General features: G+C 37.7%; 13 protein-coding genes. 6 read left to right on the top strand and 7 right to left on the bottom strand.

The features are described 5' to 3' along the window. Nucleotides 1-36: 36 nt before the first annotated feature. The 3 genes from BC008_RS11920 to BC008_RS11910 form a co-directional block, all read right to left on the bottom strand. Entirely contained in the window at nucleotides 37-480 is a 444-nt protein-coding gene (locus tag BC008_RS11920; protein ID WP_082650544.1) for an SDR family NAD(P)-dependent oxidoreductase, read from the bottom strand. Nucleotides 481-551: 71 nt separating this feature from the next. Then, nucleotides 552-1,145 carry a TetR/AcrR family transcriptional regulator gene (locus BC008_RS11915; protein WP_027845114.1) on the bottom strand — a complete coding sequence of 198 codons (594 nt, stop codon included), beginning with the start codon at nucleotides 1,143-1,145 and terminating at the stop codon, nucleotides 552-554. 91 nt (nucleotides 1,146-1,236) lie between these two features. Beyond that, nucleotides 1,237-1,941, bottom strand: coding sequence for a LuxR C-terminal-related transcriptional regulator (locus tag BC008_RS11910; protein ID WP_036266948.1), 705 nt, complete (start codon nucleotides 1,939-1,941; stop codon nucleotides 1,237-1,239). A gap of 189 nt (nucleotides 1,942-2,130) precedes the next feature. On the opposite strand from BC008_RS11910, the gene BC008_RS11905 reads away from it, so the two are divergent. Then, the gene (locus BC008_RS11905; protein ID WP_058183566.1) at nucleotides 2,131-2,580 is read left to right on the top strand and encodes a DUF6220 domain-containing protein; all 450 of its coding nucleotides are present in this window, start codon (nucleotides 2,131-2,133) and stop codon (nucleotides 2,578-2,580) included. A gap of 19 nt (nucleotides 2,581-2,599) precedes the next feature. After that, nucleotides 2,600-3,433: a sulfurtransferase gene (locus BC008_RS11900; protein ID WP_027845113.1), complete on the top strand. Its 834-nt coding sequence runs from the start codon at nucleotides 2,600-2,602 to the stop codon at nucleotides 3,431-3,433. 79 nt (nucleotides 3,434-3,512) lie between these two features. Here BC008_RS11900 and BC008_RS11895 read toward each other — a convergent pair whose 3' ends face one another. After that, the gene (locus BC008_RS11895) at nucleotides 3,513-4,550 is read right to left on the bottom strand and encodes a serine hydrolase domain-containing protein (RefSeq protein ID WP_027845112.1); all 1,038 of its coding nucleotides are present in this window, start codon (nucleotides 4,548-4,550) and stop codon (nucleotides 3,513-3,515) included. A 211-nt stretch (nucleotides 4,551-4,761) separates the two neighbouring features. Between BC008_RS11895 and BC008_RS11890 the strand changes: the two genes are divergently transcribed. Both BC008_RS11890 and BC008_RS11885 read left to right on the top strand, forming a co-directional pair. Further along, nucleotides 4,762-5,115 (top strand): hypothetical protein, encoded by a 354-nt coding sequence (locus BC008_RS11890; RefSeq protein WP_027845111.1) that lies wholly within the window; start codon nucleotides 4,762-4,764, stop codon nucleotides 5,113-5,115. Between the two features lie 421 nt (nucleotides 5,116-5,536). Next, a complete protein-coding gene (locus tag BC008_RS11885) occupies nucleotides 5,537-5,734 on the top strand; it encodes a hypothetical protein (protein ID WP_027845110.1) in 198 nt (65 codons plus the stop codon). A gap of 1,202 nt (nucleotides 5,735-6,936) precedes the next feature. Here the strand turns inward: BC008_RS11885 and BC008_RS11880 are convergent. The 3 genes from BC008_RS11880 to BC008_RS11870 all read right to left on the bottom strand — a co-directional run bounded on the left by BC008_RS11880 (nucleotide 6,937) and on the right by BC008_RS11870 (nucleotide 9,942). Further along, nucleotides 6,937-7,632 carry an MIP/aquaporin family protein gene (locus BC008_RS11880; protein WP_027845109.1) on the bottom strand — a complete coding sequence of 232 codons (696 nt, stop codon included), beginning with the start codon at nucleotides 7,630-7,632 and terminating at the stop codon, nucleotides 6,937-6,939. Nucleotides 7,633-7,913: 281 nt separating this feature from the next. Then, nucleotides 7,914-9,305: a sensor histidine kinase gene (locus BC008_RS11875; protein ID WP_201026118.1), complete on the bottom strand. Its 1,392-nt coding sequence runs from the start codon at nucleotides 9,303-9,305 to the stop codon at nucleotides 7,914-7,916. Continuing rightward, entirely contained in the window at nucleotides 9,265-9,942 is a 678-nt protein-coding gene (locus BC008_RS11870; protein WP_027845107.1) for a response regulator transcription factor, read from the bottom strand. The genes BC008_RS11875 and BC008_RS11870 overlap by 41 nt, the downstream gene beginning before the upstream one ends. 306 nt (nucleotides 9,943-10,248) lie before the next feature. Between BC008_RS11870 and BC008_RS11865 the strand changes: the two genes are divergently transcribed. Together BC008_RS11865 and BC008_RS11860 are read left to right on the top strand one after the other, a co-directional pair. Further along, nucleotides 10,249-10,818 (top strand): isochorismatase family cysteine hydrolase, encoded by a 570-nt coding sequence (locus BC008_RS11865; protein ID WP_058183565.1) that lies wholly within the window; start codon nucleotides 10,249-10,251, stop codon nucleotides 10,816-10,818. A gap of 91 nt (nucleotides 10,819-10,909) precedes the next feature. Continuing rightward, a complete protein-coding gene (locus tag BC008_RS11860) occupies nucleotides 10,910-11,899 on the top strand; it encodes a methyltransferase domain-containing protein (RefSeq protein WP_027845106.1) in 990 nt (329 codons plus the stop codon). Nucleotides 11,900-12,125: the final 226 nt, after the last annotated feature.

Here is a 12,125-nt window from a genome sequence, read left to right as displayed (position 1 = left end):
TTGATGACAAAACCACGGCATGAATTAAATAAGCAATTACAGACTGTTTAAACCACAAGGGTTCCAGCTTTTCTTAGTGCCATTCATGCTAGACCCTTCATTCAATAAACTCGCTAACTTTTGAACGGTAAAAAATACTCCCTTCACATTAATATCAAACTGGTTATCATACAAAGCCTCGTCAACCTGTTCCAATGGGGCAAAATAACCTATACCTGCATTAGCAAAAAGGATATCGATTTTACCAAACTTTGCTTTTACTTGCACTGCTAAATGATCTAAATCTGCAAGAGAGCGCACATCAGCTTTCACTGCGATCGCATTTTCACCCAAAGCCTTTGCTGCTGCATTTAAGCGTTCTTCATTTTGTCCGGTAATAATCACCCTTGCACCTTGAGCAATGAATTGTTTCGCAGTCTCAAAACCAATTCCAGTTGAACCACCGGTGATAACTGCTGTTTTGTTTGCTAAACGTGTCACGATTCTACCTCCAAAAGAAAATTAAACAATATTGACTGTTCGGTCTAAGTTTTTGCAAAAAAAATTCGTTTTTAAGATTTGTATTTTAGAAGAGATAATGTCGCTTGCACTGTTCCCTTCAATGTGGCATCATCATCCATGACACGACCTAATAATGCCATACCCTGTGTCGTACAGAGTAGTAAACGAGCCAAATCTCTTGGATTTACATTACTCTCAATTTCTCCTAAGGCTTGAGCGCGGGTAAAATTAGCACAAAAAGCATCTTCAACCTGTCGCAAATATCCGCGCATTATTTTGGCGATTGCTTCATCATCTGTATTAAAGTCGGCAATGTTAGTGCCAAGCATGCAGCCGCAGCTACCCATTTTACCGTGGATTTCCTGCCATTCTAGAAGCAAATTCTTCAAGTTTGTTAGGGGCGAACCATCTGCAGATAAGCGATCGCGAATGTCACGAATCGTTGTCTGAGCATAGTAATCTAAGGCTTTAAGAAAGAGCGATTGCTTGTTACCAAAGGTATCATACAAACTTTTTTTGCCAATCCCCATACTCTTGAGCAACTCAGATAAGCTTGCAGCTTCATAGCCATGCGCCCAAAATACTTCCATTGCCTTACTTAAAGCAACTTCTGTATCAAATTGTTTGTCAGGACCGCGAGTCATCGAAAACCTGCTTGTTTCTCAATCATAATTTAACACTAACACAACTTAAACCATTCGGTCAATGTTTAACTGGAATATTTCTTTTTGTGCTTCAAGGTAAAGATGTGGTAATTTTTTGAGGTAGACTACCTTTACTTGCAAAAAGTTTTGTTACCATCTCAGCACGGGATGAAACCTCAAGTTTACGAAACATACGCTTCAGTGATTGCTTTACTGTATTTTCTGTAATCCATAAAGCTTTTCCTATTTCCAAATTAGTCATTCCCTGAGCGACTAATTCTGCAATTTGTCTTTCGCGTGGGGTGAGAGGGCTACTATTTAATTCTTCAAAACCTAAGTTTGAGCGTAGTGCGACGAGTCTTGTCGAAAAATGCAAACATAGGGCGCTTAAATCAGCTAAATTATCTGCAGTGAATGGGGGTTCTTTGCGATGACGAGTAAAGCCTATACCACCAACAAGCTGACCGTTATTGATAATTGGACCCGCCATTACATGTCCATGATCTGGACGAGGACAAATTGTTTGCCACACTCCAGGAGGTAAAATTATTTCATCGTGAACTGCGACATGGCGTTGCAATACATACCTCAAAACGGGATTAGATTCGACTGAAAGAGCTCGTTTAACTATCTCTGGGGTCTTTTTATCGATTGCAGGAAGTCGATCCATAAAAAATACACCCCAGCGGTTTGCAGCGAAATACTCACCCACCTCCGCTACTATCGTTTGTTTGAGTTCTAATTCATTATGCGCCTCAGCAATCGCCTGAAATGACTTCTGTAGTGGAGTTTTCATAATTTGTTGACTGATATTTATTGCGCCACTTGAGCAAAGTGTACCCGATCGAGGTCTATACGAAGGGGAATGCTTAACTTTAATCTAAGTTTCAGCGATCTTCAAAAGCGAGGGAAATGATCTCAAAGAAAAATAATTGGAACAGCTTCATTTTCATTTGCAGAATTTTCGATAAATTTTCGATAGATTATGGATACTTCTTCAAGTCGTTCTGATTTAGTTATAAATCAAACAACAGAACAAAATCAGTCTCTATCTAAGTTAGCAGCAGTCAGCTTTTACATCATTGCAATATTCTTCAACTTTTGCTTAATTACCCAGTTGCTTACTGTTGGACTAGCTTACTTTTATAACCCTGATTGGTGGAGAATTCATGTTTGGCTTGTGCGGGGATATGGCGGATTATCTCTTATTTTAATGTTACTAGCTTATTGGTTTCCATTTTCCAAGCGAGTACGAAGCCTAGCAATAAGTCTTCCAATCCTCTTAGCATTACAATTTTTGACCATTCATATCCAAACCCCACTCCCATTTCCCTTAGCAATTGTTCACCCTTTAATTGGATTTGTCCTATTTTCTGCATCTACAACATTAGTACATCATGTGTGGCAGATTTTGTCGCCTAAAGAAGAAATATAATCCTATTGAGAAAAAACCTATGAATAATTATGCCCATCCTGAAGTCCTAGTAGATACACAATGGCTTGCAGAGCACCTCGACGATCCCAATTTGCGCATAGTCGAAGTTGATATGAGTCCAGAACCATATCAAAATAATCATATTCCGGGTGCTGTGTTTTGGAATATTTTTGCAGACTTACTTTTACCCGATATGAGGATAAATCTAAATGTTTCAGCCATGGAAAAACTACTATCACGCTCTGGGATTACAAATGACATGACCATAGTTGCTTATGGTAGTTATCCCGGAACTGGAGCCTGGATTTTCTGGCTACTAAAACTATTTGGACATCAAGATATCAGAGTTTTGAATGGCGGACATCAAAAATGGGTAGTTGAAGGTCATCCAGTGACAGCAGAATTATCCAACTTTCCCCCGACCCGGTACCACGCAAAACCACTCGATGATAATTTGCGAGTATTCCATAATGAGATTCAAGAATCGATTGATGATCCGAGTCGAGTAATCTTAGATGTTCGTACTATCGAAGAGTATCAGGGCGAACAATTTTTGATGAAACCACCAGAAGGTAAAGAACGTGCGGGACATATTCCCGGTTCGGTTCATCTTGAACATGTGCTTACCCTCAACGAAGATGGAACTTTCAAATCGTTTGATGAGTTAAAGGCGCTTTACAGCAGTAATGGTATTACCCTAGACAAAGAAGTCTTTCCCTACTGTGCGATCGGTGGACGTTCGGGTTATACCTGGTTCGTCTTGAAGTATTTACTAGGTTATCCCAAAGTTAGGAACTATGATGGTTCCTGGAATGAATGGAGTCGTTTACCTGACGTAGCGATCGAGAAATAAAAACATTAATTAGGTTTTTCAAATACTTGACATGAGAAGGAATAGGTAAAAGTTTACTCCTTCTTGCCTATTAATGCGTTTATATTGGTGGCATCTGTTCCAGTTTTGCAAGTGCTGGACAGTAATATCCAGCAATTTTGAAAGCAATAGTATCTGGTCGGGTAATTTTATCCAAATTGCAAAATACAATTACCGTAATCTTGTCATCAATAAAACGAGTAATGTTGCTAGCAAATCCTAAAATCGAACCATTATGACCTACTACCCGGCGATTGTCATAGTTAATAACCTGCCAACCTAAACCTGCTACATATCTAAGCTTTTCCCAATCATCGCCATAATTTGGGGGATGAGGAGTCCACATATCATCAAGAGTCGATTGACTTAGTAAAGTCCCATGCAAGAGTGCTAATTCCCACTTAACCATATCTTGTACATTGGATATTTGACCTCCAGCTGAATAAGTGACTGAGGGACTATAGTAAGGTTTTTTAACGAGCTTATTGTTTACTAAACGATAGCCAGCAGCCCGGTGCGGCACAATATCTCTTGGATTATTCATCATAGTTGCATTCATTGCCAAAGGAGTAAAAATGCGTTTGTGCAGTAAATCTCCATAACTTTGTCCGGTTACCTTTTCCAACATCAAGCCAAGCAGGTAATAGCCAGTATTGTCATAGGCGCTAAATTCACCAGGTTTGAATTTGAGGGGTAAGTCAGCAACCAGAGCCAAAATTTCAGCTTTGGATAAATCAAGACGGGTAAGATCCCAGTAGTTTGGTGCATCTGTATAGCTGGGAATCCCCGATTGGTGAGACAGAATATGCTTTACTGTGACGCTTTGCCATGCTGATGGCGAATTGTCTAAGTAATTTGTAATCCTATCGTTTAGAGATATAAGCCCTTCTTTCACTAACATCATTGTTACTGTAGCCGTGAAGGTTTTACCAACAGACGCAATCTCATAAACCGTTTTTTCTGTCGCAGGAACGGAGTGTTCAAGATTTGCTAGCCCATAACCCTTAGCCAAGACAGGTTCACCCCCCTGCACTACTGCAACAGAGAGTCCGGGAATCTGGTTTTTGTTCATCATGTCTTGGATATAGTCGTCAATCACGATCAACCTCGCTCTTTTGTTTTGAGAATCTTTGGTTCAGTGACCGTACTCACCGGACAGACCTAACGCTAGGGAAAGTGTCAATTGCTCAACTTGAGGAAAAATTGGCAGATATTTTTCCAGCTTTTTAAGCGCAGTTATCAATGGCGATCGCTTCCATGTACGATGCTATTTACAATAGTTTCAGAGATATTTCCAGTTTAACTAAATCATGAAACTGAACCAATCATTGAGAAAATGGCACCGTACTATTGCCCCAATTGTTTTATTACCATTGTTAATCACAGTATTTACAGGGGTTACCTACCGCATTTCCAAAGATTGGTTTGGGTTGTCTCGCGACCAAGTTCATTTTCTCATGGTTTTACATGAAGGTGAGTATTTTGGACATAAGCTAGAACCAGTTTATGTCCTGCTCAATGGCTTGGGTTTACTGTGGATGTTAGCCACTGGTGGAGCAATGTTGTTTCAGAATTTGCAGAAGTTTTTTAAGCGATCAAGAGATTACAGACAAAGTAAACAGGTACCTCAAACTTCAACAGATTCAGATTCAAATTCAGATTGATCCAAATTTATTAAAATTTTGATAGATTTGGGTTTGTATTTTTTGAAACGATTAATGTCTAATTAAATACTCACAGGGAATGGGATATTTATTATAGAAATAATAAGATTTTATTACTATACTAAATGATTCATGAAAAGTAATTATTGTAGAGACACGATAATTGTGTCTCTACAGAATTTATCTGTTTATAAATCAACTATAGTTGCTATATCGTCAGGAAATAAGGTTACCGTAAATTTAGAGACTTTAATATTTAAAAATCAGATTTTTTATTCTTGTTACCCAACTCAGATTTTTTTATCTTTTAGGTGTTCAATCTTTTCTATTTCTTTACTTTTTTTTACTATCTTTAATATTGAGCAAGATAAATTCTTGTAAGTGATTGACAGATATTTAATTTTTGTGAGGATTTAATTCAATGACTAACCAAAATTATTTCGAAAATTTAATCTCTGAAGAATTGACTGCAGAAGATCAAGTAAATATTTCTGGTGGTGCTTCATTTATATTTAATGATGAAATTATCAAGTTTAAGAAAAGTTCTATTGGTGAAGTAGAAGTAGAAATTTCTAATACAGAAACAAATAATAACTACAGCTATACTTACTCTTACTAGTTAATAATATCTGCTGTAGTGAGATATTTTGTAACTTAATTGTATCAGTACGATACATTATATCATTGATATATCAGTTAATTACGTTAAATAGTTGCAAAAAATATCTAGCCGATTATTTACCAATTTAACTTGTGGCGAAAGTTGGCTAAATAATCAAAGAAGAAAGATCTGTTTTCTTATATTAACTATAAACATAAGCAGATCTTTCTGATTTTTAATTATTCTATTTTTTTGATGCTACTTTTAATACAGTAATCCTATTTAATTTTTATGGATTATTTAGAATTTATGGAGTATGAAATAACAAGGCGAAAGCAAAGTAATTGACTTATATCTATAATCTTTTCTAGTTATTGACTTTTTGTAACTATTATTGAAAAGTAGTAATTTCTGAATAGCTTTGTGAATCAAATTCGACATCCATTTTATAAAATGGGTGTTTTTTATTTATTATTTTGTTAGTCAATTAAGTTCCTATCTACTCACTATTGAATAGTAATCATAAGTAAAGTACACTTACAAATTGAACTTCGTAAAAATATCTATTTTAAAAATTTTAGTGGTCTTGTATATATCTATTTTAAGAGCTAAAAACAGGCAATATAAACGCCATAACAATTCTCCAGACAAGTAGGTCGGTGTTAAAAAACCAAGGTATGTCATTGCGTTAACGCAGTGTGCGCAAAGCGCATGTGAAATGTAGTGAAATGAAGAAATCGTAGGGGTTTTAGAATTGTTTACCTTTTGTTACATAGTTGAGTTTATTTGTGCCTACTTACTTAGCTACTATTTCAATGATTTTTGGAAAAATTAGAGTGATTAATTATGATTACTCCAAGTTTTTGATTTAGAGAATCTTCGTCACGGGTCCTAGCATTAAAGATTGATGCTAATAGTGAAAGTTGACCTACTTTAGTCCCAAGCAGTATATGTAATGCAAGACCAATAAATATACACACCCATGATACTGGATGAGCCAGATACTACAGGTGTTAAATTTATCCGCAAGGAAGACATTCTTCTTTCATCATTCCACCAGTCAATACTGAAAATGTTGCGGTAAGCAACATTAATGTCTTTGCATTAATGTCTTTGCGCCTTTTCTAAGAACTTATAGTACTGACAAAAATTAATACCTTATCCCTAGTCATATAACTGTATATCTTGCATTTTAAAAGCAAAACTAAAAAAAATTCAGTTCAGTGTTCTGATTTGCGACTATCTATTGTTGCCAAACTGTGATGATATAGTAACGCTGCGACCGCACCTCCACAGAGCGGTCCAACCCAGTACAACCAAAAATTCCCGATTTCTCCTCCTAGAAGTGCTGGACCTAAGTGTCGTGCTGGGTTCATTGCAGCCCCAGTTATTGGACCACCGGCGAGGATGTCTAAAACCACTGTCAAACCAATGAAAAGTCCGCCTACTTTTGGACCTCTTCGGTCTATAGCAGTACCGAAAATCACAAACACTAAAAAGAATGTAAGGAAAAATTCCATTACTACTCCGTTGATAGGATTGACTCCTGTACCTAAAGTTGGAGTCCCCATTTTTATTGTTTTAAGGACTTCACTGGAAATACTTAACTTAACTAGACTCGCTGCAAAAATACCTCCTAGACATTGACAAATAACATATCCACCAGCATTAATTGCATCAATTTTTCCTGTCAGCCAAGCTCCAAAAGTTACGGCAGGATTAAGGTGACCACCACTAATAGCTGCTGTAGCACTGACCATAACGGCAATGGTTAGTCCGTGAGCTAGTGCAATACCAGTTAGCCCGACTGCTCCCTCGGTTATTTGATTAGCAGCGATCGCACTAACTCCAATAAAGATTAAGGCGAAAGTGCCGATGAATTCGGCAATCAAAGCTTTTCCATTAACTTGTTTCATAGTTTAAATATTTGAAAATAATCAATCAGACACGAAAATTTCGCTTGTTTTCTGGTTTGTGCTTAAAGAAAATTCTTAAAGCTGAAAGTCATTTGTACAAGAAATTCCACTCTTAGTTTCTATCTTCTAACCCCCTTACTACCACTATAGTTACCATCCGTTAACTTCCGGCTCTGAGGCGCTCTATCCTTTTAGCAAAGCGCTATTAAGAAGACACGCAATTTTGCGATACAAGCATTAGAAAATAATAATATTTAAAAAAAGTAAAGAATCAGGAAAGGCTAAACTGTAGGTAATTGCACTTTAAAGCAGGTGCCTATATCAATTTGACTAGTAACGGTAATTGTCCCTTTATGTGCTGTGACAATACTTTGAGCGATTGCCATTCCTAATCCCGTACCACCAGTTCGATAACTTCTCGCCTTATCTGCTCGCCAGAAACGTTTAAAAATATGAGGTATATCTTTTGCTGCGATCCCAATTCCTGTATCTGACACAGCAATAACTATAAATTTTTCACCTTGCTCCATTGTTACAGTTACTGTTCCTCCATTAGGAGTGTATTGCAGTGCGTTATCTAGCAAATTTGTAAACAAACGCTTAAGCTGTTGCGGGTCGCCGAGTAGAAAAATATTATTAATGAGCTGGAAATCGAGGGTAATTTGTTTTACTAATGCTTCTGCTTCAAAATATTCTAGTAAATCTTCAATAATTTCATCAATAGGAACCGCTCTAAACTCACTACCCCTAGTTCCCGATTTACCGTCCATTCTTGCAAGCATTAGTAAGTCTTCTACCAAACAGGTCATTTGATTAGAAGCGCTGGCCATCGCCTGTAACTTTTCCGTATTGGCTGGATGAATTCGCTCGGGATACATCTGCATTACTCCCAATGAAGTCTTAATTACTGTCAAAGGCGATCGCAATTCATGGGAAGCGTCAGCAGTAAATTGCTGGAGTTGTCCAAAGCTTTTCTCTATTGGTTCGAGGGACTGACGGCTTAACCACATTCCGCCAATTGCAGTCAAGGTTAAAGCAATAGCTCCTCCTAAAGCTAACGCCCAACGCAGACGAAATAATTCCGCTTCTAAAGCTGTTGTAGATATGGTTACGCGAATATAGCCAGTAATTTGCTGTTTTCCAGTTTGCGGAGAAATATACATAGCTGGTAAAGCAAGAGTACGATTTTTGCCCTTAATATTAGTGAAATCAAAAGCTTTTAAATTCTCTGCGAGTTCTTTTTCAGGAAAAAGATTACCTTCTTTAATCAATAGCTGATGCTTTTCGTCAAACCATTCTACACCTTGGTAATAATGAGAAGAATGATGAACGGGAATCTTGATATCTCCGTCTCTTTTATATGGAGCCATTAATTGAGAGAGACTCGTTGGTAAGTTTTTATGATGGTACTCTTCAGGATAATCCCCGAGTTTGTGTTCGTAATATTCGTGTTTTACCACTTCTAAAGTTTGAGCTGCAGTTTGAGCTAGGGTCATTAAATGGTCATCTAACTGTCGGTGAAGTTTATGACTAACAGCTTCATGTACCGCTACCGCTGATGTCCCTAAAATTGTTAACATTACTCCTAAATAGGAAAATAGCAAACGTATTTGCAGAGAGCGAAACTGTTTCTTAGAGGTTAGGATTGAGGCGATAACCCAGGCCATAGACATTTTCGATAAGATTGTGTGGTGCTCCTTTCTCTTTTAACTTCTTTCTTAAAGTTTGTAGGTGAACTTTGACAGTTTGCTCTTCTGGCATACTTTCAAAAGACCATATCTGTTGTAGAATAGCATCCCGACTGAGGACGCGCTCCCCGTTGTGAAGAAATAATTCTAATAAACTATATTCTTTTGGTGTCAAGTGCAGTTTTTGTTGCTTATATCTTACTTCACACTGACTGGGGTCTAGATAAAGATGCTCCCATTCAAGTATGGGAGATAAGCTTGGATTACCTCGACGTAGCAAAGCACGAATGCGAGCTAACAATTCTGGTACATCAAAGGGCTTAATAAGGTAATCATCAGCACCAGCATCTAAACCTATAACCTTGTCAAGGCTAGTATCTTTTGCTGTCAGCATCAAAATTAGTGTTTTATTCCCTGTTTGTCGTAATCTTTGGCAGAGAGTGATGCCATCTAGTTTCGGAAGCATTACATCCAAAACAATCAAATTATAAGTAAAAGTTTGTGCTAGATCTAAGCCAGTTTCCCCGTCAGTGGCTATTTCAACTGCATAATTTTTGCTGGTCATTGCTTCTGCAAGAGTTTTAGTTATTCTTTGATCATCTTCCACAAGTAACAACTTCATACTCTATGCTCTCTCTTCAGATGTATATATTAAATAATTTTTGGGACTTACAGCACCTACAACAAATAAGTTTCCTACGGGAATCATCCTCATATTCAGCTTCAATAAATAAAAATAAAACAAATGAAGGAGAATATTCCTTTTCGCACTTTAACATAGATAGAAAATATAAAATGACAGTTTTTCAAAGGTGATAATGGTATTAATTAAAGAAAATAACTCTGTCCACCTTGCTGAAAACCTCAGACCAACTTTGATTACCCTGAAAATAACAACCAACAAACCAAAGCATCAAAAGCTTGAGAAATGAAAACTGTAAAGGTTAGAAAAATAGTTATTACTCAACAAAAATCAGCATTGATTGTCATAGACTTACAAAATGACTTTACCCTGGAAAATGGAAAAGCTCATGCTTGTACTACTCAAGTAGATCGACTCATCCCTGTAGTGAATAAACTCAGCAAACAATTCATTGAGAAACAGCAGGATGTAGTTTATATACAAACAGAATGGTCAAACCCATTAGTGAAACTTCTTACTGGTAATTCTGTGGCAAAAGGTACTAAAGGGGCAGAATTTGATAGCCGCCTAAAAATAGTTAGTAATAATATATTTACAAAAGGAAACAGAAACATATTTTCCAGCAGTGAATTTGTCAAATTTCTTCAGACTAATTCTATTGCTCATCTTTATCTGGTTGGTCTTGCTACAGATTACTGCATTAAAGTGTCGGCTGAACATGCGATCGCAAATGGATATGGAGTTACTGTAGTACGAGATGCGGTAGCTGCCTACAAATGTGGAAACTTTGAGAAGTCCTTGCAAGTTTTATCATCGAAAAATGTTGTGGTAGTGGAATCAGCAGATATTACTTAATGAAGAATCTCTCCTTAATTGGACAAAATTTGCATTCTAATAATGGGATAAAATTATTATGAATATGAAGAAATATTAAGGCTTTATTTCAATGAGTTGGTTTCTTTCTGCCTTGGGAATTATCCTTGCACTACTTATACTCTCACTTGCAATATATCTAATCACCGCTCGTCGTTATCAGTCATCTGACTCCGTCGCCAATTCCTACGATCAATGGACTGAGGATGGTATTTTGGAGTTTTACTGGGGCGAACATATTCACTTGGGTCATTATGGTTCGCCACCACAACGGAAAGATTTTTTAGCTGCCAAGTATGACTTTGTACATGAAATGGTGCGTTGGGGTGGTCTAGATAAATTACCTGCTGGAACTACAGTTTTAGATGTTGGCTGTGGGATTGGAGGTAGCAGCCGCATTTTAGCTAAAGATTACGGGTTTGAAGTCACAGGTGTTACCATCAGTCCCCAACAAGTGGAACGGGCTCGGGAGTTAACTCCTGAAGGAATTAACGCCAAATTTATGGTGGATGATGCGATGTCACTTTCTTTACCCAATGAAAGTTTTGACGTAGTATGGTCAGTTGAAGCTGGACCCCATATGCCAGATAAAGCGGTTTTTGCTAGAGAGTTAATGAGAGTGGTTAAACCAGGTGGATTATTAGTTGTTGCGGACTGGAACCAAAGGGATGACCGTCAAAAACCCCTAAATTTTTGGGAAAAGCCGGTAATGCGCCAACTTTTGGATCAATGGTCTCATCCAGCTTTTGCTAGTATTGAAGGTTTTTCCGAACTTTTAGAAGCGACGGGATTTGTTGAAGGAAAAGTAATCACAGCAGACTGGACACAAGAAACCCTTCCTTCTTGGTTTGATTCTATATGGCAAGGAGTTGCTCGACCTGCGGGATTGGTGCGTTTTGGTGTATCTGGTTTTATTAAATCTTTGCGGGAAGTACCTACTATTCTTCTGATGCGGTTAGCATTTGGTGCGGGGCTTTGTCGATTTGGGATGTTTCGTGCAGTAAGGGCTAATTCAGTTACCCCATCGGAAGAGTCAGTTGCAACCGAAGTCGCCCAAGTTTAAGTTGTCCAAATTTAAGATTAATGATGGCAAGAAGTCTCCCGTTTTAACGGTGAGATGGATTGCTTTTATTGCAGCATTATGCGTGGTAGCGCACCGCCGCTAACAGGACACAGGAGTGGAATATTCGGTCATCAAAATTACTTAGGGCTTGCTGAATAAATACAAAAAGGTGATGGTTAATACATTATCAGACCCAAGGAATATATTCAGATGCAAGAAAACAGTC

Origin of the sequence: Mastigocoleus testarum BC008 (genome assembly GCF_001456025.1) — a bacterium.
GTDB lineage: Bacteria > Cyanobacteriota > Cyanobacteriia > Cyanobacteriales > Nostocaceae > Mastigocoleus > Mastigocoleus testarum.
The sequence above is the reverse complement of the archived record's forward strand: the minus strand, read 5'-3'. Positions and strand labels throughout refer to the sequence as shown.

Bases quoted from the DNA above. Each gene is read 5' to 3' on its own strand.
- BC008_RS11915 (WP_027845114.1), bottom strand. From the start codon at position 1,145: ATGACTCGCGGTCCTGACAAACAATTTGATACAGAAGTTGCTTTAAGT.
- BC008_RS11905 (WP_058183566.1), top strand. From the start codon at position 2,131: ATGGATACTTCTTCAAGTCGTTCTGATTTAGTTATAAATCAAACAACA.
- BC008_RS11870 (WP_027845107.1), bottom strand. From the start codon at position 9,942: ATGAAGTTGTTACTTGTGGAAGATGATCAAAGAATAACTAAAACTCTT.
- BC008_RS11910 (WP_036266948.1), bottom strand. From the start codon at position 1,941: ATGAAAACTCCACTACAGAAGTCATTTCAGGCGATTGCTGAGGCGCAT.
- BC008_RS11865 (WP_058183565.1), top strand. From the start codon at position 10,249: ATGAAAACTGTAAAGGTTAGAAAAATAGTTATTACTCAACAAAAATCA.
- BC008_RS11860 (WP_027845106.1), top strand. From the start codon at position 10,910: ATGAGTTGGTTTCTTTCTGCCTTGGGAATTATCCTTGCACTACTTATA.
- BC008_RS11890 (WP_027845111.1), top strand. From the start codon at position 4,762: ATGAAACTGAACCAATCATTGAGAAAATGGCACCGTACTATTGCCCCA.
- BC008_RS11900 (WP_027845113.1), top strand. From the start codon at position 2,600: ATGAATAATTATGCCCATCCTGAAGTCCTAGTAGATACACAATGGCTT.
- BC008_RS11875 (WP_201026118.1), bottom strand. From the start codon at position 9,305: ATGTCTATGGCCTGGGTTATCGCCTCAATCCTAACCTCTAAGAAACAG.
- BC008_RS11885 (WP_027845110.1), top strand. From the start codon at position 5,537: ATGACTAACCAAAATTATTTCGAAAATTTAATCTCTGAAGAATTGACT.
- BC008_RS11880 (WP_027845109.1), bottom strand. From the start codon at position 7,632: ATGAAACAAGTTAATGGAAAAGCTTTGATTGCCGAATTCATCGGCACT.